Origin of the sequence: Sulfurimonas sp., assembly GCF_028713515.1 — a bacterium.
Taxonomy (GTDB): domain Bacteria; phylum Campylobacterota; class Campylobacteria; order Campylobacterales; family Sulfurimonadaceae; genus Sulfurimonas.
In genome coordinates, this window is the sequence record NZ_JAQTOD010000001.1 from 382,493 (window position 1) to 408,489 (window position 25,997).

The 25,997-nt window shown below is 32.8% G+C and carries 31 protein-coding genes; 25 read left to right on the forward strand and 6 right to left on the reverse strand.

The window, feature by feature from the left end; translation table 11 throughout:
- The first annotated feature begins 1 nt into the window (after nt 1).
- Nucleotides 2-202: a sulfur carrier protein ThiS gene (gene thiS / locus PHV22_RS01920; RefSeq protein ID WP_295021215.1), complete on the forward strand. Its 201-nt coding sequence runs from the start codon at nt 2-4 to the stop codon at nt 200-202.
- Here the strand turns inward: thiS and acpS are convergent.
- Genes acpS through PHV22_RS01935 form a run of 3 tightly spaced genes read right to left on the reverse strand, consistent with a single transcriptional unit; the run spans nt 179 to nt 1,425 of the window.
- A complete protein-coding gene (acpS, locus tag PHV22_RS01925; RefSeq protein ID WP_295021213.1) occupies nt 179-544 on the reverse strand; it encodes a holo-ACP synthase in 366 nt (121 codons plus the stop codon). The two genes, thiS and acpS, sit on opposite strands and share 24 nt — an antisense overlap.
- Nucleotides 545-1,120: a flagellar basal body-associated protein FliL gene (gene fliL / locus PHV22_RS01930; protein ID WP_295021211.1), complete on the reverse strand. Its 576-nt coding sequence runs from the start codon at nt 1,118-1,120 to the stop codon at nt 545-547.
- Nucleotides 1,121-1,164: 44 nt separating this feature from the next.
- A complete protein-coding gene (locus tag PHV22_RS01935; protein WP_295021209.1) occupies nt 1,165-1,425 on the reverse strand; it encodes a hypothetical protein in 261 nt (86 codons plus the stop codon).
- A 385-nt stretch (nt 1,426-1,810) separates the two neighbouring features.
- Here PHV22_RS01935 and PHV22_RS01940 point away from each other — a divergent pair, with 385 nt between their 5' ends.
- The 10 genes from PHV22_RS01940 to PHV22_RS01985 all read left to right on the forward strand — a co-directional run bounded on the left by PHV22_RS01940 (nt 1,811) and on the right by PHV22_RS01985 (nt 11,545).
- The gene (locus PHV22_RS01940; protein ID WP_299945373.1) at nt 1,811-2,257 is read left to right on the forward strand and encodes a DUF4395 domain-containing protein; all 447 of its coding nucleotides are present in this window, start codon (nt 1,811-1,813) and stop codon (nt 2,255-2,257) included.
- On the forward strand, nt 2,254-3,177 hold the full coding sequence (gene cysK, locus PHV22_RS01945) for a cysteine synthase A (RefSeq protein ID WP_295021206.1): 924 nt from the start codon (nt 2,254-2,256) through the stop codon (nt 3,175-3,177). Before PHV22_RS01940 ends, cysK begins: the two co-directional genes overlap by 4 nt.
- Nucleotides 3,178-3,182: 5 nt before the next feature.
- Nucleotides 3,183-3,413: a DUF2061 domain-containing protein gene (locus tag PHV22_RS01950; RefSeq protein WP_295021204.1), complete on the forward strand. Its 231-nt coding sequence runs from the start codon at nt 3,183-3,185 to the stop codon at nt 3,411-3,413.
- A 10-nt stretch (nt 3,414-3,423) separates the two neighbouring features.
- Nucleotides 3,424-4,134 carry a phosphoadenylyl-sulfate reductase gene (locus PHV22_RS01955; protein ID WP_295021202.1) on the forward strand — a complete coding sequence of 237 codons (711 nt, stop codon included), beginning with the start codon at nt 3,424-3,426 and terminating at the stop codon, nt 4,132-4,134.
- Nucleotides 4,131-5,042: a sulfate adenylyltransferase subunit CysD gene (gene cysD / locus PHV22_RS01960; RefSeq protein ID WP_295021200.1), complete on the forward strand. Its 912-nt coding sequence runs from the start codon at nt 4,131-4,133 to the stop codon at nt 5,040-5,042. The genes PHV22_RS01955 and cysD overlap by 4 nt, the downstream gene beginning before the upstream one ends.
- 1 nt (nt 5,043) lies before the next feature.
- The gene (gene cysN / locus PHV22_RS01965; protein WP_295021198.1) at nt 5,044-6,450 is read left to right on the forward strand and encodes a sulfate adenylyltransferase subunit CysN; all 1,407 of its coding nucleotides are present in this window, start codon (nt 5,044-5,046) and stop codon (nt 6,448-6,450) included.
- Between the two features lie 8 nt (nt 6,451-6,458).
- Nucleotides 6,459-8,021 (forward strand): nitrite/sulfite reductase, encoded by a 1,563-nt coding sequence (locus tag PHV22_RS01970; RefSeq protein WP_295021196.1) that lies wholly within the window; start codon nt 6,459-6,461, stop codon nt 8,019-8,021.
- Nucleotides 8,014-9,336, forward strand: a complete 1,323-nt coding sequence (locus PHV22_RS01975) for an aminotransferase class V-fold PLP-dependent enzyme (protein WP_295021194.1) — start codon at nt 8,014-8,016, stop codon at nt 9,334-9,336. The genes PHV22_RS01970 and PHV22_RS01975 overlap by 8 nt, the downstream gene beginning before the upstream one ends.
- A 519-nt stretch (nt 9,337-9,855) precedes the next feature.
- Nucleotides 9,856-10,641, forward strand: a complete 786-nt coding sequence (locus tag PHV22_RS01980) for a type IV toxin-antitoxin system AbiEi family antitoxin domain-containing protein (RefSeq protein ID WP_299945380.1) — start codon at nt 9,856-9,858, stop codon at nt 10,639-10,641.
- Nucleotides 10,628-11,545 (forward strand): nucleotidyl transferase AbiEii/AbiGii toxin family protein, encoded by a 918-nt coding sequence (locus PHV22_RS01985; protein ID WP_299945382.1) that lies wholly within the window; start codon nt 10,628-10,630, stop codon nt 11,543-11,545. The genes PHV22_RS01980 and PHV22_RS01985 overlap by 14 nt, the downstream gene beginning before the upstream one ends.
- A 76-nt stretch (nt 11,546-11,621) precedes the next feature.
- Here the strand turns inward: PHV22_RS01985 and PHV22_RS01990 are convergent, their stop codons facing one another.
- Nucleotides 11,622-12,380, reverse strand: coding sequence for a hypothetical protein (locus PHV22_RS01990; RefSeq protein ID WP_299945385.1), 759 nt, complete (start codon nt 12,378-12,380; stop codon nt 11,622-11,624).
- A gap of 177 nt (nt 12,381-12,557) precedes the next feature.
- On the opposite strand from PHV22_RS01990, the gene PHV22_RS01995 reads away from it, so the two are divergent.
- The 5 genes from PHV22_RS01995 (at nt 12,558) to PHV22_RS02015 (ending at nt 14,118) form a co-directional block, all read left to right on the forward strand.
- Nucleotides 12,558-12,986: a hypothetical protein gene (locus PHV22_RS01995; RefSeq protein ID WP_299945388.1), complete on the forward strand. Its 429-nt coding sequence runs from the start codon at nt 12,558-12,560 to the stop codon at nt 12,984-12,986.
- Between the two features lie 94 nt (nt 12,987-13,080).
- Nucleotides 13,081-13,356 (forward strand): hypothetical protein, encoded by a 276-nt coding sequence (locus PHV22_RS02000; RefSeq protein ID WP_299945391.1) that lies wholly within the window; start codon nt 13,081-13,083, stop codon nt 13,354-13,356.
- A 2-nt stretch (nt 13,357-13,358) separates the two neighbouring features.
- A complete protein-coding gene (locus tag PHV22_RS02005) occupies nt 13,359-13,529 on the forward strand; it encodes a hypothetical protein (RefSeq protein WP_299945394.1) in 171 nt (56 codons plus the stop codon).
- 16 nt (nt 13,530-13,545) lie between these two features.
- Nucleotides 13,546-13,830, forward strand: a complete 285-nt coding sequence (locus tag PHV22_RS02010; RefSeq protein WP_299945397.1) for a hypothetical protein — start codon at nt 13,546-13,548, stop codon at nt 13,828-13,830.
- A 42-nt stretch (nt 13,831-13,872) separates the two neighbouring features.
- On the forward strand, nt 13,873-14,118 hold the full coding sequence (locus tag PHV22_RS02015; RefSeq protein ID WP_299945400.1) for a hypothetical protein: 246 nt from the start codon (nt 13,873-13,875) through the stop codon (nt 14,116-14,118).
- Nucleotides 14,119-14,180: 62 nt separating this feature from the next.
- Here the strand turns inward: PHV22_RS02015 and PHV22_RS02020 are convergent, their stop codons facing one another.
- A complete protein-coding gene (locus tag PHV22_RS02020) occupies nt 14,181-14,432 on the reverse strand; it encodes a helix-turn-helix transcriptional regulator (RefSeq protein WP_299945403.1) in 252 nt (83 codons plus the stop codon).
- Nucleotides 14,433-14,546: 114 nt separating this feature from the next.
- Between PHV22_RS02020 and PHV22_RS02025 the strand changes: the two genes are divergently transcribed.
- The 3 genes from PHV22_RS02025 to PHV22_RS02035 all read left to right on the forward strand — a co-directional run bounded on the left by PHV22_RS02025 (nt 14,547) and on the right by PHV22_RS02035 (nt 17,987).
- Nucleotides 14,547-14,789, forward strand: a complete 243-nt coding sequence (locus PHV22_RS02025) for a hypothetical protein (protein ID WP_299945406.1) — start codon at nt 14,547-14,549, stop codon at nt 14,787-14,789.
- Nucleotides 14,790-14,801: 12 nt separating this feature from the next.
- Nucleotides 14,802-16,277, forward strand: coding sequence for a hypothetical protein (locus PHV22_RS02030; RefSeq protein ID WP_299945410.1), 1,476 nt, complete (start codon nt 14,802-14,804; stop codon nt 16,275-16,277).
- Between the two features lie 714 nt (nt 16,278-16,991).
- Entirely contained in the window at nt 16,992-17,987 is a 996-nt protein-coding gene (locus PHV22_RS02035; RefSeq protein ID WP_299945413.1) for a hypothetical protein, read from the forward strand.
- A 200-nt stretch (nt 17,988-18,187) separates the two neighbouring features.
- Here the strand turns inward: PHV22_RS02035 and PHV22_RS02040 are convergent, their stop codons facing one another.
- Nucleotides 18,188-19,213 carry a WYL domain-containing protein gene (locus tag PHV22_RS02040; RefSeq protein ID WP_299945416.1) on the reverse strand — a complete coding sequence of 342 codons (1,026 nt, stop codon included), beginning with the start codon at nt 19,211-19,213 and terminating at the stop codon, nt 18,188-18,190.
- 250 nt (nt 19,214-19,463) lie between these two features.
- Here PHV22_RS02040 and PHV22_RS02045 point away from each other — a divergent pair, with 250 nt between their 5' ends.
- The 6 genes from PHV22_RS02045 to PHV22_RS02070 all read left to right on the forward strand — a co-directional run bounded on the left by PHV22_RS02045 (nt 19,464) and on the right by PHV22_RS02070 (nt 25,997).
- Nucleotides 19,464-19,895 (forward strand): YegP family protein, encoded by a 432-nt coding sequence (locus tag PHV22_RS02045; RefSeq protein ID WP_299945419.1) that lies wholly within the window; start codon nt 19,464-19,466, stop codon nt 19,893-19,895.
- Nucleotides 19,888-21,576, forward strand: a complete 1,689-nt coding sequence (locus PHV22_RS02050; protein ID WP_299945422.1) for a ThiF family adenylyltransferase — start codon at nt 19,888-19,890, stop codon at nt 21,574-21,576. The genes PHV22_RS02045 and PHV22_RS02050 overlap by 8 nt, the downstream gene beginning before the upstream one ends.
- A complete protein-coding gene (locus PHV22_RS02055) occupies nt 21,566-22,048 on the forward strand; it encodes a Mov34/MPN/PAD-1 family protein (protein WP_299945425.1) in 483 nt (160 codons plus the stop codon). The genes PHV22_RS02050 and PHV22_RS02055 overlap by 11 nt, the downstream gene beginning before the upstream one ends.
- Nucleotides 22,049-22,432: 384 nt before the next feature.
- Nucleotides 22,433-23,056 carry a recombinase family protein gene (locus PHV22_RS02060; RefSeq protein WP_299945428.1) on the forward strand — a complete coding sequence of 208 codons (624 nt, stop codon included), beginning with the start codon at nt 22,433-22,435 and terminating at the stop codon, nt 23,054-23,056.
- A 167-nt stretch (nt 23,057-23,223) separates the two neighbouring features.
- Complete coding sequence (locus PHV22_RS02065) at nt 23,224-24,777, forward strand: type I restriction-modification system subunit M (protein WP_299945431.1); 1,554 nt, start codon at nt 23,224-23,226, stop codon at nt 24,775-24,777.
- Nucleotides 24,774-25,997, forward strand: a complete 1,224-nt coding sequence (locus PHV22_RS02070; protein ID WP_299945433.1) for a restriction endonuclease subunit S — start codon at nt 24,774-24,776, stop codon at nt 25,995-25,997. The genes PHV22_RS02065 and PHV22_RS02070 overlap by 4 nt, the downstream gene beginning before the upstream one ends.

Here is a 25,997-nt window from a genome sequence, read left to right on the forward strand (position 1 = left end):
TATGAAGCTAATAATTAATGGTGAACAAAAAGAGTTTGAGGATGAACTAACTTTGGGCGAAGTCCTAAGAGAGTTAGGGCTTGTTGATAAAGTTATGGCGGCGGCTGTTAATATGGAGATCGTAAAGCAAAAAGAGTGGGATAGTTACCCAATGAGAAGTGATGATAAATTAGAACTGCTAGATTTTGTTGGAGGCGGTTGATTCTATTGCCACAACGGCTATTGCATACTCTCCATCGTGAGTTATTGATAAACTAATATCTTTAATTTTAAAATTTTCTACAACTCTTTGTGATAGAGATATCTTTGGAGCACCTTTTTCTGTTTTGTAAATTTTAATATCATAAAAACCACATTCAGAACCAATCCCAACTCCAAGAGCTTTGGAGCACGCCTCTTTTGCTGCCCAAAATCCAGATACTGTTTTATGATTTTTGATTAAAGTTATTTCGTCGCTTGAGAGAAATTTTTGAAGAAATTTTTGCCCAAATCGCTCTAAAGAACGATTTATGCGAGAGGTTTTTACAAGATCTATCCCAATCATCTACTGGATAACGAATTCCGTAAAATATATACCTTTTATGCTTCCATCTACAATCATAGAATTAAGCGTTTCAATGATTTGATCTGAGACTTGCTGTTTACCTTTTTTTGAAGAGATCTCTTCAAGTGTTTTTGATGATAAAATTCTAATGATTCTATCTCTTAAAACTGCAGTTTTTGTCTCTAGCTCTTTATCAAGCTCCTTGCCATCTAGCTCTAATGAGATAGCTGCTTTGAGATATCTTCTGCCATCTTCGCTTTTTAAGTTTACAGTAAATGTCTCTAGTGGATACAGAGTGCCTATTTGACTTAGTTTTCTTGATTCCACATCTTCTGAGCTTATTTTTGGTTTGCTTGGTGCAGGGTTTTCTGATCCATGAGATGCACTCTGCTCTGTAGCTGGATGAGTACCTTTGGTGTTTACATCTTCTCCATCATGACTCATTAAAAGAACTGCTACAACGGCACCTGCCACTATTATTAACACCAATACAGCTATGATAATTATCATCAGCATATTTGATTTTTTTACTGTTTTTTCTGATGCTTCTTTACTTTCTTTTTTTTCTTCTGCCATTTTTTTTCCTTATCTTGTGTTTTTAATATATCAGAAATATTTTTTTAGTTGCATTTGTCAATGTTAAGAGTTTTCATTATCTCTTCAAAGATGGCACCAGCTTCACGGTTTGGATCATTATGATATTCTATTACAAGAACTTCTCTCCCGTTAGATATGCTACATGTATACATCTCTGGTTTTAAAGTATGCTTTGCAACAATGGAGTCAATTGTAGAGCAGACAAGCTTACTCTCCTCTTCCCCTCTATATGCTATGGATAATTTGACAAACTTTTCTTCACTTCTAAACTCAGCATCTATCATCTCTATTCCCTTTACTCATTAATATTGAAAATTATACAATTAATATATAAAATATCCCGTAATGAGTTGCTATTTGCGCTAGGTTTGATTAGTTAAGTAATCAAACAAATATAATTTATGGTTGACGCAACACCTAGCAATATTTTTTAAAATGAAATGCTCCTCTACCTCGTTGAATATTTAACAAGCAAAGTATATTGTATATCATAAATAATGTATAGTTATTTACTTGTGATTAAGATATTTATTTATGTGATTTAACTACCTTATATACAGTATTTTATCATAAGTATAGTAATTTAGTCATGAACAACACAACAATATCGCTTGACATTGTTGTGTTAATTTACTATACTTTCGCTCAATTATATAAATGGGAGACGAAATGAGACAAATTAAAAATAAAAGATTGAACATAGTTGATGAAAATCAGACTCGCATACATGCTACGCTGGTAATTTTTTTAATAGGTATTTATCTATTTATTGGGGATATCTCTATTATTTATATCTTAATTTATGATTTTTTTGTGCGTATCTATGTAGCACCTTTTCTTAGTCCCTTGTACATAATATCCTTGCAGGTAGTAAGGTTGATTGGGTTAAAGCAAAAACCTGCAGATGAGCTAGCCAAAGAGTTTGCGTCGCATATTGGACTGACAATACTGTTTATTATTTTATTTGCAGAATATTTTAGAGAGACTCATATCTCTTTTTTGTTGATTGTGGTTTTTGGTATTTGGAAAGCAGTTGAGATAATAGATAGCGAGTGTGTAGCGTGTAAGTTTTATGAGTTGCTAAAACATAAAGGTATCGAGGTGGTGTCATTATGAGATACGCAAAAGATGTAACGGAGCTTATCGGAAATACTCCTTTGGTTAAACTAAAAACTGCTAGTGAGTATGCACTTATATTAGGTAAGTGTGAGTTTATGAATCCAACACACTCCATAAAAGACAGAATTGGAAATAATATGATTCAAGAGGCGTTAAAACAGGGACTCATTACTGAAAACACAACAGTTATTGAAGCAACTAGCGGAAATACAGGAATTGCAATAGCGAGCGTATGCGCAAGTTTGGGGTTGAAGCTTATTTTAACTATGCCCGACTCAATGAGTCTTGAGAGAATTCAGCTTTTAAGGGCATTGGGAGCTAAAGTTGTTTTAACGGAAGCCAAATATGGAATGGTTGGTGCGGTTGACATGGCTGAAAAAATTGCTGCAGAGCTAGATTGCAGCTTGATTCTTAGGCAGTTTTCTAATATGGCAAATCCTGATATACATAGAAAAACAACAGGACTAGAGATACTAAAAGATACGGATGGAAAAATTGATATTTTAGTTGTGGGCGTTGGAACTGGTGGCTCGATAACCGGAATAGGAAGCGAGTTAAGGGCATATAATCCAAATATTGAAATAATTGCAGTGGAGCCAGAAAACTCAGCTGTGCTCTCAGGAGAGGAAGTTGGTTCGCATAAAATACAGGGAATTGGTGCAGGATTTATTCCAGAAGTGTTGAACAGTGCTATTTATGATGAGATAATAAAAGTGAGCGATAAAGATGCAATCAATACCTCAAGAGAGCTAGCAAAAAATGAGGGGCTTTTAGTTGGTATATCTTCAGGTGCTAATGTGTTTGTATCTGCGCTGGTCGCCAAAAGAGCCGAAAACAGATTTAAGACAATTGTTACCATCCTGTGTGATACTGGAGAGAGATATTTAAGCTCTGGATTATATGACAATAAAGGATAATCAAAATGCAAGAAAAAGCATATAGGTCCATTGTAAAAACTGTTTCATGGAGAGCGGTTGGAACGCTTGATACGATGGTTATATCTTATCTTGTTACAGGCAGTCTTAAAATGGCTGCATCAATCGGCTCTATTGAGCTCTTTACAAAAATGATTTTGTACTATTATCATGAGAGAGTATGGAATAAAATAGGTCTTGGAAGATACAAGGCAACGAGCAATGATTACAGTATTTAGGGAACATATTATGAAAGAAAATATAACAACATTTATTAAACAATTTGAAGGATATTCAGCCAGAGAAACTCTAGAGATGTTTTTAAAAACCTATAAGGGTCAAGTCTCCTTTTCAACAAGTTTTGGAGCCGAGGATCAAGTGCTTACAGATATGATATTTAAGATTGATAAAGAGGTGAGTATATTTACTCTTGATACAGGAAGGCTTCCGCAATCGACATATGATGTTATGGGTAGCACAAACTTAAAATATAACAGAAAAATAACTGTCTATTTTCCAGAGAGCAAAGATGTAGAAAAGCTATATTATGAGCAGGGAGCCAATGGATTTTACGAATCAGTTCAAAACAGAAAAGAGTGCTGTTATGCTAGAAAAATAGCACCTCTAAAGAGAGCTTTAAATGGTGTTGATATTTGGATTACAGGACTTAGAGCCGAACAGAGTGTTACGCGTGAAGAGATGCGTCTTTTTGAGTGGGATGAAGGAAATGCTCTCATTAAATTTAACCCTTTAGTTTCGTGGAGCGAGAAGGATGTTTGGGAATATATCAAAAACAACAAAGTTCCATATAACGCTCTGCATGATAAAGGGTATCCGAGTATAGGATGCGAACCTTGCACAAGAGCTGTAAAAGAGGGCGAAGATATACGAAGTGGAAGATGGTGGTGGGAAAACTCACGGCACAAAGAGTGCGGACTGCACATAAAGGATAAAAAGTGATAGATACAAAGAGATTGACACATTTAAAACAGCTAGAAGCGGAATCGATTCATATACTCAGAGAGGTGGTAGCGGAATTTGACAATCCCGTGATGATGTACTCTGTGGGCAAAGATTCCGCCGTGATGCTCCATCTCGCACTCAAAGCTTTTTTTCCGGCAAAACTGCCGTTTCCGCTTCTGCATGTAGATACAAGATGGAAGTTTAAGGAGATGATAGAGTTTCGTGACAAAAGAGCCAAAGAGGAGGGTTTTGAGCTTCTAGTTCATACCAACCCCGAGGGTATAGAGAAGGATATAAATCCATTTGTTCACGGCTCAGCAGTTCATACTGACATCATGAAAACGCAGGCTCTTAAACAGGCTCTAAACAAGTACAAGTTTGATGCGGTATTTGGGGGAGCAAGACGAGATGAGGAGAAGTCTAGAGCAAAAGAGAGAATCTACTCATTTAGGGATAAAAACCACAGATGGGACCCAAGAAATCAGAGACCAGAACTATGGAGTTTGTATAATGCAAGAGTCCATAAAGGTGAGAGCATAAGGGTTTTTCCGCTATCAAACTGGACGGAACTTGATGTTTGGCAGTATATTTATTTAGAGGGGATTTCTATTGTTCCTCTTTATTTTGCAAAAAAAAGAGCAATCGTTGAAAAAGACGGAGTCAAGATAATGGTGGATGATGAGAGAGTGCCAATTGAAGATGGCGAGGTCATCAAAGAGGAGATTGTTCGCTTTAGAACTTTGGGGTGTTATCCTCTAACTGGAGCGGTTGAGTCAAATGCAAAAACTTTGCCGGAGATTATTCAAGAGATGCTTTTAACGAAGACTAGCGAGAGACAAGGACGAGTTATAGACAATGATTCTAGTGGTTCAATGGAGAAGAAAAAAATAGAGGGGTATTTTTAACATGTCAGTTTTAGAGACAAAAATAGCAGAGGATATTGAGAGCTATCTCAAAGAACATGAGAATAAAGAGCTTCTTAGATTTATTACGAGCGGAAGTGTTGATGATGGTAAAAGTACGCTAATTGGGAGGCTTTTGCATGACTCAAAGATGATTTTTGAAGATCAGCTAGCAGCCATAAAAAAAGATAGCAAAAAAAGCGGTACAACTGAGGGAGAATTTGACCTCTCGCTTTTGGTTGATGGTTTACAGAGTGAACGAGAGCAGGGGATTACTATAGATGTTGCGTACAGATATTTTACAACTGATAAGCGAAAATTTATCATCGCAGATACCCCTGGGCATGAACAATACACTAGAAATATGGCAACGGGTGCGAGCACGGCGGATTTGGCGATTATTTTAATAGATGCAAGATACGGGATTCAAACTCAAACTAAAAGACACTCTTTTATAGCAAAATTGCTTGGGATTAAACATATAGTAGTTGCCGTAAATAAGATGGATTTGGTCGGTTTTAGTCAAGATGTATATGAGAAGATATCAAGAGACTATCTCTCTTTTGCAAAAGAGCTTGGGCTTAGTGATGACATAACGCTTATCCCTCTCTCGGCACTTAATGGTGACAATGTAGTTGATAGGAGTGAAAAATCTCCATGGTACAAAGGCGAGACACTTTTGCATCTGCTAGAAAACATAGAGATAGGAAGTGATAGAGATTTAGTTCACTTTAGAATGCCGGTTCAGTATGTAAACAGACCAAACCTTGATTTTAGAGGCTTTTGCGGAACTATCTCTTCGGGTGTTGTAAGTGTCGGCGACAATATTACGGTTTTGCCTTCAAAAAAGAGCTCAAGGGTAAAAGATATAGTGACCTATGATGGGAATTTAAATTACGCATACGCTCAGCAGGTAGTTACGATTATTTTGGAAGATGAGATAGATGTAAGCCGAGGTGATATCATAGTAAAAAGCGATGAACAGCCAGATAGCAGTGATACATTTGATGTAAATATTGTCTGGATGAGTGAAGAGCCACTGCTAAAGCATAAACAGTATTTTATAAAAAGGGCTTCATCTTTGAGTGTTGGAAGCATAGATAAGTTTTACTACAAAACAGATGTAAACACTCTTGAACAACAGAGTGCAAACCTGCTAAATCTTAATGAAATAGGACATGCAAAACTTGATTTGCAGAGTGCTTTGGCTTATGACTCGTATAGCAAAAACAAGGTAATGGGAAGTTTTATAGTCATTGACAGAGTTACAAATAATACTGTTGGAGCTGGAATGATTGTGCAAAAATCAGAATATAACGCAAAGGTTTCACAGTTTAGTGAGTTTGAAGTTGAGTTAAATGCACTGGTGAGAAAACATTTTCCTCATTGGCAAAGCAGAGAGGTTTTTTAGGAGTTAAAATGATAAAAGAGACAAAAGCTCAAAGAGTTGAGCGGATAAAAAAAGCCAAAGATGGGCTTGATGTTTTAAACGATATATATCGTTATGCTAAGAGTGACGAAGAGATTGATATGGAAGATATAGACCGTTTTAAATGGTATGGACTCTATACTCAAAATAGAAACCTTCAGGATAAAGATGACTTAACACAATATTTTATGTTAAGAGTAAAGCTTTTTGAAGGTGAGCTCGATTTAAAACAGATAGAGGCTGTTGCTTATATCTCAGATAATTATGCAAGAAAAACTGCAGATTTTACGACAAGACAAGATATACAGTTTCATTTCATAAAAATAAAAGATTTACCGGAGATTTTTGCAAAATTAACAAAAGTTAATCTGCGAACAGTTTTTGCAGCTGGTGATGTTCCAAGAAATGTTGTTACTTGCCCTGTGGATGGAATAAACAAAGAGCAGATATACGGTGTAAAAACTATAGCTAAAAATATTAACAGATATTTTGATGCAAATCCTAGGTTGTCAAATCTTCCTAGAAAATATAAAGTAAGTATTAGCGGATGCAATAAGTACTGCACTTCTCACGAGATACATGATTTGAGTTTTAATGCAAGAGAAACTGAAGATGGTGAGATATTTTTTGATGTAAGTGTCGGTGGTGGTCTTGCTTCAAGCAGGCGCATAGCTTCTTATATAGGTTATGTTAGACCACCGCAAGTTCTGGCGGTTACTAAAGCCGTAACTGAGATATATAAAAAATATGGAAATAGAGACGACAGAAACAGAGCGAGATTGGGACATCTGCTTGATTTATGGGGAGTTGAAAAATTTATTGAAATTTTACATAAAAATATAGATTTTGTTTTAAAAAAAGAGGATTTACAGGAGTGCACTCCATACGAAAAAAGAGAACACTTTGGGATACACAATAGCATAGAGGATGGTAGAAGCTATATCGGTTGTTCTGTTGTCGGTGGAAGAATCGGAGCTGATGGACTGTATGGGCTTTTAGAGTTGTTAAAAAAATACAATGCTACATATATAAAATTAACAACAACACAAAATTTTGTAATTGCAGATGTTCCTACCGTAAATGCTCCAAAAATGGTAAAAAAGCTTAAAAAGATAGGGATTGAAGCCTATCCTTCACCATTTAGGGCAAGAACCCTCTCTTGTACCGGTATGAATTTTTGTAAATTTGCAATTTCTGAGACAAAAGAGTTGGCTGAAAAACTAATAATTTATCTGGAAAAAAGATTTCCAAAGTTTAATGAGCCAATCTCTTTTAGCGTTAATGGATGTCCCAACTCATGTGCGCATCCAAATATTGTTGATGTTGGACTGCTTGGATGTAAAGTTGAGGAGAATGGAAAATTTGTATCTGGATTTGAGCTTATTTTGGGAGGTTATCTTGAGGGTGAAAAAAGTAACTTCGGGAGAAAAACCGGCATTAAATTTATTCCAGATGATGCCCTTAGGATAGTTGAAGAGTTAATAAAAGATTACATTAAAAGTGATTATAAAAACTTTCATAGTTACGCCATAGGAAGAACAACTCATGGTTAAAGATATATTTCGCCCACTTCTTAAAAACAAAGAGGAGATTCAGGATGAACTTCTTTGTCATACAATTGGTTTACATAAAAAACACTATTTTGATTATACGGCTTCTGGTTTAGCATATGACCTTGTCGAAGAGCGTCTTATGGAAGTACTGCAGACCTATGCAAATACGCACTCCAAAGAGGCAAAAATGGCGGCTACGACGAGTGAATATTATGTTCAGGCAAGAGAAAATCTATATCAGAGCCTAGAGCTTAGTGAAGAGTTTATAATCATACCAAACGGTTGTGGTGCAACGGCAGCCATAAAACGATTTCAAGAGTTAGTAGGTATCTATATTCCACCAGCGACCATCAAGAGATATAAAATAGATATAGACAAAAAAGATATGCCATTGGTTGTTGTGGGACCGTATGAGCACCACTCAAATGAGGTTAGTTATAGAGAGGCGTTTTGCGAGGTTGTACGGATTGGACTTGATGAGAATGGTTTGATAAATTTTAAGGAATTTGAAGAGATTTTAAAAGAAAATATAGACAGAGATATAATAGGCTCTTTTTGTGTGGCATCTAATGTAACAGGCATCATAACCCCATATAAAAAAATATCAAAGTTGCTGAGAAAATATAATGCTGTTGTGTGTTTTGATGCAGCTGCATCCTCGCCATATATAAACATAGATTGCAATCTATTTGATGCACTCTTCTTGTCCCCTCATAAACTTTTAGGGGGTCCTGGTTCATGTGGGCTGTTAATAATAAATAAAAATATCATTGACTCCTCGCTGCCACCAACATTTGCAGGAGGAGGAACAGTCTCGTATGTCAGCAAGACAAAGCACTCTTATGATAGTGATTTGCAGACAAGAGAAGATGCAGGCACTCCTGGTATTTTGCAGCTAATCAGAGCCTCTTTAGCGTATCAGCTTAGAAATGAGATAGGTTTTGATTTTATAGATAAGCAAAAAAGTAAACTATTAAAACTATTTATAAACGAACTTCAAAAGATACCGAGCTGTGAAATATATGGTAATAAAAAAGAGAAAAATATAGGCATCGTCTCTTTCAATATTGGCAATCTAAACCCATACGACATATGTAAAATCCTCTCTAAAATATATGGCATTCAGACAAGAGCTGGCTGTTCATGCGCAGGACCTTATGGGCATGATTTGCTTGGGCTAAAAGACCAGATTGTATTGGCAGATAAACCAGGATGGGTTAGGATAAGCATACATTTTTCACAAAAAAGGGGGGATATCCTCAATCTTCTTGAAGCAATCAAAAAAAGTGTTGAGGTTTTAAGAAATCAAAATTAGATTTTAGCTATTACAAAAAACTACTTTACTAAAAGTTGATAATTTTGGTAAAGTTTATAGTAAAAAAATATAAGATATTAAGAAGTAAAAAAAATCGTATAAAGTAGGGTATGAAAGTTGAAAATAAGAGTCTATTATGAAGACATTTTTTGCATCTTTTAAATTATAAAATCTCTATTTCAAGGGATTGTTATCAAGTTTTATTCTTCTCTAAAATTGATTGTTTTGATAAAATAGTCAAGTTTTTAGACAAGGAATATTGAAAAAATATACATTGAAATTTTACTTTTGAAGTTAACAGTTTAAAATCTTTTCATAGAGAATAAAATTCTTCTCATCGTGTACTCATTATTGTTGATCTTTCGCAGTTTGGCAAGTTATGCAGTTTTGCATTAATAATCCCTATCTATAGTTATCTAATTTATTTTGTTTCAATAAATGTACTATATGTAAAGTTTAAGTTTACATATTTATATATTTATAAAACATTAAGTAAACTTTGTTTTAGAATAATGTAAAATGTCAACTATGACTATACAAAACAATACAAAATTAAAACAACTATATGAATTGTTACCAAGCGGAGTTGTAGTATCTGCTTCATGGCTTGAAAAAAACGGTATATCAAGACAATTAAGATATGAATATGTCAATAGCGGTTGGCTTCATACTTTAGGAAAAAGTGCTTATATACAAAATCCAAAAAACTACACATGGCAAGGTCTAGTTGTTGGAATTCAAAGTTTTATGGAGCTTCTCTATCATATTGGTGGATTGAAAGCATTAGAACTTCAAGGGTTTGCACACTATCTGCTTTTTGGAGATGAGAATAAAATGACCTTGTATGGAGAAAATAATTTTCCTGCATGGCTTAAGAATATTGATATTTCAAATAAAGTAGTACTTTACAAAAAACCATATTTTGATTCAATAGGTTTGAAAAAAATCTCATCCAATATTCAAGAATATGAGATAACTATTTCAACGCCTGAGAGAGCAATATTTGAGTTACTTTATCTAGTAGAAGTTGATGGGATGAGTTTTGAGTTTGTAGCAGAGATATTCGAAGGATTAACAACCCTTAGACCAAATCTCATCAACGAGCTTTTAGCTAAATGTGAAAGTAAAAAAGTCCTAAGATTATTTTGTTTTTTGATGGATTTTTATAATCATCAATGGAAAAAGTTTGTAAAAATAGATGATATAGAGTTTGGCAGTGGAAAAATGCAGATAGTAAAAGGTGGAATAATGGATAAAAAATATCTTATCACGATACCGAAAGGTTTTACAAATGAATCAAAATAGTATCTATTTTAAACAAGTAGAATTGCTTATAGAAGTTTTGCCACATGTTACTATGGATGATTTTTTTGCACTTAAGGGTGGTACAGCTATAAATTTGTTTATAAGAGATTTTCCAAGACTCTCAGTTGATATCGATTTAATGTATTTGCCAGTTGAACCAAGGGATGAGAGTTTAAAAAATATTTCAATGATTTTTGAAGAGATTGCACAAAAAATTGAAAAACAAATCAAATTTTCAAAAGTAAACAGGTTGTATCAAAGAAATAATAGTGAACTTTCAAAACTTCAAGTTGAAAGGAAAGGGGTTAGAATCAAAATTGAAGCTTCTCCTGTCACAAGAGGTACAGTAAAAGAGCCTCAGATGATGCAAAATACATTGAAAGTCCAAGAGATATTCGGTTTTGCTATGACAAGTGTTGTACATTTTGATGATTTATATGCTGGTAAAATATGTGCAGCACTTGATCGACAACATCCGAGAGATTTTTTTGATGTTAGAGGACTTTTAGATAATGAAGGAATAAGTGAGAGTTTGATGGATGTGTTTATTGTTTATCTTATAAGCTCAAATCAGCCGATTTCAAAGATTTTGGAACCAAATTTAATTGATATTAGTAAAATCTATGAAGAGCAGTTTGTTGGTATGACTATTGAACCAGTAGATTTAAAAGTACTTGAAGATACAAGAGAAGAGCTTATCTCAACAATAAACCAAAAATTGACACACAAGCACAAAGAATTTTTAATTGGATTTAAAAAGGGAAGTCCTAACTGGAAGCTTTTACCATATGAAAATATAATTGAACTTCCATCAATTAAATGGAAGCAACTTAATTTGGATAAGATGGGGAAGGCAGATAGATTAATAGCAATTGAAAAATTAGAGAAAGTTTTGCATAAATAGCAATCAAATATAACACTCAAATTAATCTTTTATAGATATCTATCTGTGTTCTTCTTCGAGATAGCATTAACTACTTTTATTTTATCTCTCTGACCTCATTTAATATTTTCTCTAAGACCTTAAGCTGTGTATCATCCTTGTAAAGAATCTCATTTATGGAATTTTCACGATTTATCGCATCAAATATAGAAGTATTCTTTAGCTCCTGTGTATATTTTACAATGCGCTCAGCCTCTTGTAAAATATTTTGAGCTAGATAGCACATTTCGGCACGTCTATAATAAAGCTCTAAAAAAGAGAATTTTTCACTCTCTTTGTAATTAGGTATGGGAAGGTTGGCAAGCATCGCCGAACTGAGAATGCGCCTCTCTTTGGATTCGCATGTTATCTGATTGCCTAGGTATTCTTTTACTATTGGCAGTTGAAGATATGCCTGCACAAATAACGCCAGCTCTTTTGCTTTGTGTTTATTATGAAATTGAATTCGTATCATAGAATTATTTCCAACAATAACTCTTCTATAATGATTGCCAACAATGCCGACCTTAAAGAGAGTTCCTCTGTGTGTAAGAACTAAATCATTCTCTTGTAGCGCTTGTGAACGGATAGAGGTGGCATTTGCAGGACCTAAATCTTTAGACTGTGGCGGAACTTGAATTACCCCGAGTAGATCCAAGTCGTTTAGTGAAATCTCATCATACTCAATAAATGTTCTTTTTTTCTCATCACCTATGCGTACCTTAGAGATATTCGCAATTTTACATGTCAAATCTGCGAGTTTAACTATTTCAAATCCTGGAACAAGCTCTTGAAGGAACTCTGAAAAACTCTTCAAACAACACCCCTTTTTTAAAAGTGACTAATTATATCATAATTTGGTAGTTAAATAAAAAATTAAGAATAAGAGAGCTACAATTCTACTAGCCACAAATATTTTAAATTGGTAGTTAAATTTAAAGTCTCAAGAGTGGTTGTATTAATAACTTCAAAAAAACTCTAAAAAGGAATTTCAATGCCAAAGATACTCTACAGCAATGTCAATATCTTAATACGTGAGCGCAACAGAGAGATACTTGTCAATCCCGTAGACGAACGTTTTTACTATATAGGGCATAGAGAGATGCATAGTGTTTTTTTCGATGCAACGCTCTCCTTGAACGAGGATGGCATCTATACTATAGAGGGAAGACAGACAATCTATAGTGAACACAGCGCTATGGGAAGTGATTATGAAAAGCTTCTTTGCAAACACCCAAAAGAGCTTATAAAAAAGAGTTCGCTCTTCTGGCTCTTTGGAACATACACGGTTTCGGGAGTGCATAAGAGAGAAGTGCACTCTAAATATATCTGCAGATACAAGGAGTACTGCATCATCCAAAGAGAGAAGATTCTCTCACATGAGTTTGCGGAAGATAAAAGTGAGTTAAAAAATGATGCCTGAGCAACTCCAAACTGCACTTCTTGTTTTTAGCACTTTGATGTTTTTAAAAACGCTTCCATACAAGAGACTATAAAAAACCAAAAAAGGTGCAAGAATGAAAAAAAAAGTTGAGAAGATAATTGTAGCAGCAGTAGCAATAGGAGTTTTTCTTCTTATGCTATTAGGGTTTTTTAAAGTGTTCGGGTACATCTTAGAACTAGATAATGACGATAAGAAAAAAGCTTTTTTGCAGAGCAATCAAGAGTTTATATGCAGAGACGGCTATGATAGTTTTTTGGTAAGCAACAAAAACGGATGGAGTATAGAAAAAGATGAGTTTGTCAAAGAAGACAAGATAGTTTCCATATCTAGGTGTAATGAAAGAGAGTAGCAATGGTTTTAAATCAAGATACACTGATACTTATAAGAGAGTTTCTTCCGCCTTCAAATGAGCCGCCGCTGCTTCTATATCTAGGGATTGGTATATTTATAGGTGTAGTAGTCGTAATAGTAAAGTATGAGCGATACCGCAAGATTAGAGAGCTTTTTATGAAGCTGTTTTAACAAAGGAGACAAAGAAATGAAGCGTTTTTTAGAGAGTTTGGTGATCATAGTTATCGTTGGAAGCATATTTATGGGAATCGCATATCTGCTAAAACTAGGCATTAATTATATGAACTCATTCGATATGGATGAAAAAGTAGAGGCGTTTGAAAATCAAAAGACGCTCCTTTGCTCAACCGGCATTACTAATAACCAAAAGATGCTTGTAAGTAAAAACAGCAACTGGGAGATGTATAAAAATGAGTACTTTAAAAGAGATGATATGCTCTTGGAGATAAGACTTTGTGTGGTGGAAGAGTAGTTGTCTTGCACAAAATATTGTACATGTCAAAGAAAGTCTTTAATGGAAAATTATCTGATTTTAAAAAACTATAGGATGCTTATTAAAAAAGATGAGCTAAATAGAGTATTTCTATCTTATGCTATAAACAGTGGAAATGAGATTATAGAACATACGGAGGGGATTTTAAAAGTTGTAAACTGCGAAATCGCTGATGCGATGTATAAATATTTTGATACTGATTTAATATCTTATGGAGTGGAGGTTTTTGATGAGAATACAGAGTTTGTGAATCAGTCTGAATGTTAGAAAAAGAAGAGCAAAATAGAAAAATATTTGTTTAAAATGTACGCATTTAGGAAAATTATTTTCTATTCCGGTATTAACTCATGTAAAGATATGTCTAAAATACGAGATATTTTAAAAAGCTGCTCTAAACTAAAATGTTTGTCGTATTTGTAGAGCTCGGCTTTTGCAATGTGTCCAACAGAGTTATGACCTATAGCTAGCGCTAACTGCATTTGAGAAATCTTTTTTTCTTTTCTTGCATTTTTGACATTTTTCCCAATATCTCGATAGAAATTTTCTAGTTCTGCTGGAGTCAAATCATTCAAAATATGCATAATGTCCTATAGGTAAAGTATGTATAAGTTTATAGTTGTTAGAATTGTTTTGAAATGTTCTATAGAACATAATAAGACTGTTGCTTTTTATAAAAATAAAACAAAGGGTTCAAAATGGCACTTTCAGAAGAAGATAGATTGTGGATTGAGAAAAAAAGAAAAGATATTGAAAGAGAAGAGCGAGAGCTAAAGAGAAGAGGCATTATCCCTTATACAGAAGAAGAGCTTGAAGAGATTAATGCTAAAAAAGCAGAAATGCGTGAACAAGCCGAACTTACTGCGGAAGCTATTAAGACGGAGTTAATTTCGATTAGCCACTCCCTCAATCCTGCATTCAAATTAATTTTAAAAAAATAGGAGAAATGTTAAATGAGTTTATTGAAAAAAGGTATAAGTTTGCTTTTTGTCTGTGCATCTGTTCTTAGTGCTTCAGACGAAGCAGTTGATTTAAAAGACTATATGATTAAGAAACATCCAGATAGTCGTGCTTTACTTGGTATTTTTGCAGAAAATGAAAATACTACGATTTTTCAAACAAAAGATGAGAATGTCATGCTTGGGTATGATCAAAAAGGCGATAAATCTATGAAAACATTTATAGAGGATTCTGTTGGTTATTGCAACAGCATTGGTGGCAAAAATGTTTTTGGCGATGTTGTTATTGATTATATGGGACATTTTGATGGACAACGTGGTGAAGCTATAAACAATATGCTTGGTGCGTTATTTCATGCTGCCACAGATGATGATGTTATTAAAAGCATTAAAGCACAAGAGAGAGGAACATATAGCGGATTTTATGAGTGTAAATCAGATAAAGACGGCTTTCGTATACTTGATGTTATTGATAGTGTAGATATGACGCAAAAAAAGGCTATGCAAGGCTATAGGGCTTCTTTTTTTAGATACTACTATGTAGAGCATGACAAACAACAAAAACTTGGATACATAAAAAAATGGATAAACGCAAACGAAGAAAGCAAAAAATATCATAGCAGGCTCTCTTTTAAAGATATGCTCTCAGATGGAGTAGGCAAACACAACTATGGTTTATTTGATACAGTAAATAGACTATGTAGTTTTAACGATGGGGAAGTGTTTATCTCTAGTCAATCTACCGATGGTAATACAATGGAGTTGAATAACTATATTGCCAAAAAATTAAAAGGAATAATTGATAATAATAATTCAAGAAAATTCCGCCCATCATATGTCATAGATGATAAAGAGTACATTTGGTGCAAAAATACTTCCAATAATGATAACTTCAAGCTGATTCATGATCGTAGTGAGTTAAAGCTAGTGGAAAAAGAGGCAGGATTGTTTTTAAGTGAAAATAATATCAATCCAACAATTACAAGCGAGTTGATAGCTCCTAAAAATACAACACAAGAGTTAAGTTCTGCCGATAACATAGCTGCAAAGCAAGCAGGAAAATTAGAAACGGATTTAGCACTAAATACGATCAAATATAAACAAGATATTTTTAAAACTTCTACGTTGGTGAACTATGACACTTCTTATAATGGCATAGTTGATGATTGTGCTTTATCTAGCGTAATAGCTGTTTCAAATACTTCAAAACGTATTTTAAACTTTAAAAAATGTGCTAATAAAGATTTGGAATATATTGGCGAAAGCCAACAAGCAGACATGGAGGTTGCGCATCGTGAATTACAAAAAATTGAACAAAATTTAATTCAAAACTGCAAAGCTAACGGACAGGCAATCACATTATTTGAAGAATCAGGAATGATTGCAAAGTGCACTCAAAATCCTAATGGTAGAGGCACAAAGATTGTTATATCAAAGGATGATGAGATGCTATTAAAAGCTGTGAGGTAAGCGCCATTACATTCACATTGCCCTCTTTTAAATATTACAGGCGACTAGTAAGCGCCTGTAATACACTATTTTTCACTCATCAATCCTATCATCAGGATGCTTTTTCTTTTTAAGGATCTTATTTTCAAATATAGACTTTGTTGTATCCATTATGTGAGCCGAGGACATATACTTAAATAATGGAAAAATATTAAATCAGTAATACTAAACTACTAATAAAACATTGTAATAACAACTTTTTAAAAATAGCTTTTCAATATTTAGTATTAATTCAACAATCTATCAATAGATAAAAAATACAACAATAATGCTAAGGTTTTGTGAGATTGTTCAGCGTTTTGTGTCAGTAACCGATACTCATTAAAATTATATTATAGTTGGGCAATTTAGTTTGAAACTTAGAGATGTTCCAAAACCTACAGGTTGTTGAACTTAAGTAATTCTTTTATTATAAGAAGTTACTATGGCTCCGGATACTGGAAATTCTAAAACAACATAATAAAAACTACAAATGACCGCAAACAATGACTTTGTAGCTCTATCAAAATTTTCAATTTCTTCATTTTTAGTCGTTTTTGGGCACAATTAGGGCACAGTAATCATTTATTCAAATAATCTTGATACCAAGAAGACAATTTCAAAAAAAAATCACATTGTTTTACTTTTTAAAGCTATTTTATGTAAGATGTATAGATGTATAGAAGGAAGCAATAAATGAAAGAAATAGAAAATAATATTGAATATATTGGAAGTCTTCTTTTTTCAAGAGAGGTTGGTATTGAAAAATTCATGGAAATAACTAAATCCTTATCAACAAGAATGATTGAATTGTCAATAGAAGTTTCTAGGGAAATAAATTTACTACTAAACCCAGATTCTTCTTATTTAAAGAATTATCCACTTCGTAATAACATAAAAACCTCACTAGAATATTATAATATATTTGAAAAAGGTACATTTTTTAACGATGAATTAGACAAACAGATGTTTTTAAATATTGATATATACAAAATAAAGCCATTATTTCTTTCTAATGTATTTTTTTATTCTTTACTTGAGCTGTATAAAAAAGAAGACAATATAAAAATAAAAAAAGCAATTAAATCTTTAATTTCACTTCTCTATAAAAAATTCCTTACTTTTGATATTTGGCATATCGTTATAGAACCTAAGCCTTTAGATAAAGAAGAAGTTTCAGCTCGAACTCGTTCTTCCGCAACAACGAGGATATCATGCATATTGTCTGATTCTTATAAATATTATTGGATAAGAATTGATTTACCTCACATAGGACAAGATAAATTTCATTTAAATATTGAAGAACTGTCTCAATTTGGCGATTCTATAGGTTCTTTGACAAATTCTGAAATGCATACCCCAATAGATGAACTAAACATAGAACCTGGAATAAATCCATTTAACGAAATAGAAAATTATTTGATAACTGCTATCCCATATGGTAATTATTTAGTATCAACTATAAAAGATGATTTTAATATAAAAAAAGAATTATTGCGATATCACTTGTTATCATTGATTTCAATTAAACTTTATAAAAATAAATCTTCCGAATGGCCCAAAGGAGAATTAAACCAAATGATTCAACAACTGCTTGAAGAATACCCATATCATGAAGAATATAGTGAGAGCGATTATAATACAGCTGAGATATGGCATTTGCTTGGGGAAGAAATTCTTAAGGATGCTTAAATATAAAAAATTTACTGTCTGCTTGGAATGCGCTCACTTTCATAGACACTGTTTATAGAAAATAGATCTATTTTTTAAGGTTTACACAGTTAGATTTACACTCTCATTCTAAACTAATAATACCACCTAAAGCCGGTCTACTTTTCCGGATTATTGTAATTTTATTGTGATTTTGGTTGCAAATTTGTCGTAAAAGATATTTAAACAATATCCTCTATTCTTCGATTGTGTGCATTTGCAAACTTTTTAATTTCATCAAAAATTTGTGTAGCTAATTTTTCATCATTTCGAACTCTAATATGTGGAATATATTTCAAAATAGTTGGGATAACATCTTGGTAATATTTATTACTAGACTTTATCTCATAAACTATATATTTAATATCTTTATCATACTTTTCATCTTTTATTAATTCATATTCGTCAGTTTTTCTCCATCCGCTAAAATACGGTGCTCTTTTGATATAATCTTCCAACCAATTAACGACTAATAATTCTATAGTTTCACTACCATCATCAACACTAAAAAAAGCGTTCATAGCATTCTTTAACTCTTTCTCTGTTTTATAAAAATCATACTTATATGTGTCATCTAGTATTTCAAGATCTCTTATATTTGCTATCGTAAATGTTTTTACTTTATTCGTCATTTCTGGCTTTTTCTTTATTTCAATCCAATATTCTGAATAATCTTCATATCCCAAGATATACCAATAGTATTCAAGATTAATAATCTTGTATGGATACATAACTATGTATCCGTCATTGTTCTTAAATTTTATTTTTCTTTTCTCTTCTATAGCATATTTTAATCGAGCAAAAACTATTTCCAAATCATCATCTATCTTTTCTAATACATCTTGTTTAAAAACTGATGTTTTAGTTCTCTTTACATAATTATCAACAATAATATCAACCCAAGGGGCAAGTTTTTCCCCAAAAGATTTTCTATTCCGTAAAATACCTGTTAATACCACAGTTTCTTCTGGCGTAAGTAACATTTTTTCAAGAAACGATGGTTCAGTGCGTACCCACTTACCTGTGCCTTTGTCAGGTTCAAAGAAATGTTCATAAAATGTTTCTCGGACATCTTTAAGTCTTTCCTTAAATGATGATTCTGACACATTATATTCTTTTGAAATGTCACTAGTAGATATAGCTTCATTATTGGATAATCTTCTTATTACATCAGGTATAACTTCTTCAGCTTTCTTCTTTTTTGTCATAGTCTACATCCATAATATTAGTTTATTTTAAAGAGTGACATTGTATTTTGCAACATTTTAAAGATTCATACAATAATTTTGCTATCTTTAACAATCTTGTATTCTACAGTATTATGGGCATTAAAACAATATAGCCGAAAATTATCGGCCCTGCTCAATGTAGAATATAGGTGTGGAATAGTAAGTTCACAAAGTAAAGTAGGTGCACTTTTATGTGTTAACAATATGTTCTAATTTAAAAGGAGTCGAAATGGCTGAGGACAAAAAAAATGGATACTATGTTTTAACAAAAAATATAAATGCCACGCAACCGTATCGCTATGTGCTTAAAGCACCAAATCATGAAACTATATTAAGTAGTGAAAATTATACAACAAGTAGAAATGCTAGAAATGGTATAGAGTCAACAAGAGTTAATGGAATAGTTGAAGAACATTTTGAAAAACGTACTTCTAAAGCAGATGAACCATACTTTGTATTAAAAGCAACGAATGGCGAAATTATAGGTGTTAGCGAAATGTATAGTAGTACTAACGCTTGCGAGCATGGTATCAAAGCAGTTATCAAATATGCAGCACAAGCAAGTTTAGTGGATGAAACAGGTTCAGATGGTGATAATGGTAGTGAAGGACCAGTAATTACCAACAACCCTGTAAGAAGTAAAAGCAATAAGTATGCCTAACAAGAAACTTACTGTATTTCAGAAGTCAATAGAAGGATACCTTCTTGAAGAAGGATTCTCAAGAGTTGAGCCAGCATTAGCTGGACAACTTCTTATGAGAGGTAAAATCGTAACAAAAAATAAAGAGTTTGATACATTAATAGAGGTTCCAAGTGATGTCCCTGCAAGCCATCCAAAGTTTTATACTATTAATAATGATATGGTGTTTTATCATCCACATATTGAAAGACCTAAAAAGGAAGATATTGGAACTTTAACGGGAATGTGTTTTCAAAAAGAAAATGAAAAGCTTTATTGCAATAACTCCCAGGAGCTAATTCATCATGCATATAATAAATATGAGAAATTATGTATTGATTTATCTGATGATGTATTTGATAAAAAAAGAGACTTCTTAGAAGAATTTGATAGTTATTGGCCACGAAGCATCAATCTAGATATATTTATGCATATTGATACTAAACCAAAAGATAGAAGTATGTTGTCATTAGTAATATTAAAATCCGATGATGAACAACAGCAGGCTATTCTCTATGATGATATTCATGTAATTGATAAATATGTAGAGTTTTCTAAGTACGATGTAGTGAATAAGCTTATATGCCCATATATTGATATTGGAAGTCATTTTTCTTTGCCATTTCCATCTACTTATAAAGATCTAATGAGATTGTTTTACAAAAGTGGACATGTAAAGTTCTTAAAAAAGTTACAAAGCAACCAAAATATTTGGAGCGTATTGATTATAGGACTTGATTTACCCAATGGAGAAAAACATTATGCTGCTGTTAGTTTATTAGATATTAAAGACGAAAAGTTAATTGAGAAAAAAAGTAAATATCAAGTTTTCTTTACAAAGAGGTATGAGAATATCCATTTTAAAGGAATAAATATTAAATCTATATTGAGGAAATGGTTGATGCAAAGAGGTGGTAATGATAGCACAAGACATATTGCAGAAAATAATTTTACTGTTGCAATTTTAGGATGCGGCTCAGTTGGTAGTAACTTGGCTTATAAGTTATGTAAAAGTGGGATAAGTAATATTATCTTGGTTGATCCACATGAATTAAAAAGTAGTAATATCGGTCGTCATTTTCTAGGAATTAGTGAAGTGGGAAAAAAGAAGGTTGTTGCTATGCAAACAGTCTTACAGTCGCAGTTTATTGATATGGATGTAAAAGCAATAGACAAAAGTGCTCAACAGTGTATAGATGAGTTCTCAAGTGCTGATTTAATAATTGGAACCATTGGAAGTGATGAACCTTCAGTTGAACCATATCTTGCAGAATTAACTATACGAGATGAGCTATCACCGATGTTTATATGTTGGCTTGAGGCAAATGCTGTCGCTGGTCATGGATTTTATGTAGATCAAAAAATAGTATCGAACTCATATGAACAAAAGACAGAAGACATGAGTATCTTAATTCAAGATTTTGCTTCTGGTTTAATACAGAATGAAGTAGGTTGTAATTCAGATTATATGCCATATTCACATTTATCCGCTGATGAACATATAAATAAGATGGCTCAATTTGTAGTTGATATAGCTTTGGATAAGAGACTAAGTAGAGCCATTAGTTCATATGGGAATGTAACACAATATAAAAACGAATTGCTTTATCAAGCTCAATCAAATAGTGTTAAATATTGGAATGATGATGACTTTGAAATTTAATACAAACAACTTGGATATTAATATCAATCAAAGTTTCCTAGATGTCTTACCTAAATACTCACAAACTTTAAAAACACCAGAAAGAGGAGGAGTAATTATGGGCGAGCTATACCCAAACAAAAACTTAGTAGTAATAACTAATATTATTGAATCACCATCAAAGTTAAAACGTAATAATAGATATGAAATGGATGTAAAATATATTCAAAAAGAGATTAACAAAATCTGGAAAAAAAGCAAAGGTACTGTTACTTACCTTGGTGACTGGCACACACATCCAGAAATTAATCCAAAACCATCACTAATAGACTATTACACTTTTTCAAAAAATTATTTTAATTCATCAATTGATCAAAACTTTTTAATCTATATTATTTTGGGGCTCAAAGTTAAAAATGATATTTTAATTTGGATAGGAGTATGTAATGGCATTAAGACAAAAAGAAAGTTTGGAATGTCCCCTATAAACTAGACAGTTTTATGTATTCAATTATCTCTTATATTTGGAACACAATTCAACAACAATGTGTTTTCCGTGTTCCACAAAGTGTTCAAAAAGTAAAAACTGCAAAGTTTCATAAACCTTAAGGGATTATGGAGCAAAACAAGTGACTTTCAAATCAGACATTTAAAGCTTCATCTAATCTTTCTTTAAAAAATATAGCCTGCTGTAAAAGTGTTAAATTTCAATTCCAAATAGACATTCTCCAAGATGCACATAATCAAAATAATGCTTTATTTTACCTTTTAATGTTCATTAGATAATATTTTATTTTTACTAATAAAAGTATATACAAACAGTAAAAATATAAAACTATTTATGTTACAATTGCTTTAATAGGTAAATGAGGTAAAAATGGCAAAAACTATTGGGTATATTCGAGTTAGTACCGACCAACAAGATTTACAAAATCAACAACACTCAATTTTAAATTATGTAAATAAAAACGCACTTGGCAAAGTTGATTTTATCGAAGTGAAGATGAGCAGTCGCAAAAAAGATGAAGATAGAAAGATAAATGAACTTTTTGAAACTTTAAAAGCCGGTGATCATCTGATAGTATCTGAACTTAGTCGTATAGGAAGAAGTGTAGTAAATGTTGTCACAATTGTAAATCAACTCATAGCACTTGGCGTAAATCTTCATATCCTCAAAGAACAACTTTTTATAAAACCTAATGAAGAAAATCCTTTTACAGACTTTCAGATTAATATATTTTCAGCTTTTGCACAACTTGAAAGAGATCTCATAAGCAAAAGAACAAAAGAAGCACTGCAGGCTAGAAAAGCTAATGGGATAAAACTTGGAAAGCCAGTAGGAACTATTCAAGGAAGCATTTACGATAAAGACAGAGATAAAATCAAAGAGCTTCATAACCTTGGGGTAACTCTTACAAATATTTCAAAAAAACATTTAGGCTATGGAACTATTAAAAGTCTTAGCGAATATGTAAAAAATAAACTAGATAAGGAGAAATAAAAATGAAGCAAAAAGTACCTAGGGTGATGTTAGAAGAATTTACAAAATACCCTAAGAGACAAGGTTTTTGAAACTACAAACAATATCACTTGTTTACATGCCATGTTATGATCATATCAGGCAAATTTTAATAGAATATAATTACAAAGATAAAAAGGAATTTAATAATGACAAGTACCCAACAGCGTGCTGAACTACAAAATCAAATTTGGAAAATCGCAAATGATGTAAGAGGGAGCGTTGATGGATGGGATTTTAAGCAATATATTTTAGGTACTTTGTTTTATAGATTTATTAGTGAGAACTTTGCTAACTATATAGAGGGTGGTGATGAGAGTGTTAATTACGCTTCACTGCCTGATAGCGTGATTACTCCTGAAATCAAAGATGATGCTATCAAAACAAAAGGTTACTTTATCTATCCAAGCCAACTATTTGTAAATGTTGCTAAAAATGCCAATGAAAATCCAAATCTCAATACAGATATAAGTGCGGTTTTTTCTGCTATTGAAAGTTCGGCAAATGGGTATCCATCAGAGTCAGACATCAAAGGACTTTTTGCAGATTTCGATACTACAAGCAACAGACTTGGAAATACAGTCAAAGATAAAAACAGTCGTTTAAGTTCAGTTTTAAAAGGTGTAGCAGGTCTTAACTTTGGTAAATTTGAAGATAATCACATAGACCTTTTTGGTGATGCTTATGAGTTTCTTATCTCAAATTATGCAGCAAATGCAGGTAAATCAGGAGGAGAGTTTTTTACTCCTCAAAGTGTATCAAAGCTTATTGCACAACTTGCAATGCACAAACAAGAGAAAGTTAATAAAATCTATGATCCTGCTGCTGGTTCTGGTTCACTACTTCTACAAGCTAAAAAGCACTTTGATGCACACATAGTTGAAGATGGTTTTTTTGGACAAGAGATAAACCACACTACTTATAACTTAGCTCGTATGAATATGTTTTTGCATAATATCAACTATGATAAATTTAACATAGCACTTGGTAATACTCTAATAGACCCACATTTTGGAGATGATAAGCCATTTGATGCAATAGTTTCTAATCCTCCATATTCTGTAAACTGGATAGGTAGTGATGACCCTACACTCATCAACGATGATAGATTTGCTCCCGCTGGTGTATTAGCACCTAAATCAAAAGCAGATTTTGCTTTTGTGTTGCATTGCCTTAGTTATCTTTCACCAAAAGGAAGAGCGGCAATAGTTTGTTTCCCTGGTATTTTCTATCGTGGTGGAGCAGAAGCTAAGATAAGAAAATATCTCGTAGATGGAAACTATGTAGAGAGTGTGATTTCCCTTGCTCCAAATCTATTTTTTGGAACATCAATAGCAGTTAATATTTTAGTTCTTTCAAAACATAAAACAGATAATAAAACACAATTTATAGATGCAAGTGAGCTTTATAAGAAACAAACAAATAACAACATCTTAACTTATGAGGGTGAAAATAATCATATCGAACAGATTATGAAAGTGTTTGATAGTAAAGCTGACATTGCTCATTTTGCTAAGTGTGTGGATAATGATGAAATTGCCCTAAATGATTATAACCTTTCCGTTAGCTCGTATGTAGAAGCAAAAGATACAAGAGAAATAGTAGATATAAATAAGCTAAATACTGAACTAAAAACAACTGTATCAAAAATAGATAACCTTAGAAGTGAAATAGATAAAATTGTAGCGGAGATTGAAGCGTGAGTGAGAAAATCTCTATAAAAGAACTGCTTGAGGGTGTAGAGGTTGAGTGGAAGCCTTTGGGTAATGTTGCTGAGTATGAACAGCCTACGAAATATTTAGTTAAAACAAAAAACTATAGCGATGAGTTCAAAACACCTGTTTTAACAGCAGGTAAAACTTTTATTCTTGGTTATACAGATGAAACAAAAGGGATTTTTAAAGCATCTGAGACTCCCGTAATTATCTTCGATGATTTTACAACTGCCAATAAATGGGTAGATTTTGATTTTAAAGCAAAGTCGTCAGCGATGAAGATGATAACATTAAAAAATGAATCAGAAGTTTTACTAAAATATATTTATTATTGGTTAAATACTTTACCTAGTGACTTGACAGATGGAGACCATAAGCGTCGGTGGATTAGCGATTTTTCTAACAAACTAATACCAATACCTGAACCAGAGGTTCAAAGTGAAATTGTCCGAATTTTGGACAATTTCACAGAGCTTACAGCAGAGCTTACAGCAGAGCTTACAGCAGAGCTTCGTGCACGAAAAAAACAATATAGTTATTATAGAGATAAATTATTGACTTTTGAAGATGGAGAAGTTGAGTTTAAGCCATTAGGAGAAATTGGGGAATTGGTTCGTGGAAATGGATTACCTAAAAGTGATTTTACAGAAACGGGAGTACCTGCGATTCATTATGGACAAATATATACTTATTACGGCACTTCAACAACTGAAACAAAATCTTTTGTTTCTACTGAAACAGCAAAAAAACTTAGAAAAGTTAATAAGGGTGATGTTGTTATCACAAATACAAGTGAAAACTTAGAAGATGTTGGAAAAGCATTGTCTTATCTTGGTGAATTAGAAGCTGTAACGGGTGGACATGCAACTATTTTTAAACCTAGTAATCAAATTTTAGGTAAATATTTTACTTACTATACTCAAACATCAATGTTTTTTTCTCAAAAAATGAAATATGCAAAAGGTGCTAAGGTTATTGATGTATCTGCTACAGATTTAGCAAAATTTCAAATTCCAATCCCATATGCTGATAATTCTCAAAAATCTTTAGAAGAACAGATGCGAATAGTAAATATCCTCGATAAATTTGACACTATTACAAACTCAATAAGTGAGGGGTTACCAAAAGAGATAGCATTAAGACAAAAGCAATATGAGTATTACAGAGATTTGCTTTTGACATTTCCAAAAAAAGAAGTAGGGGTATAA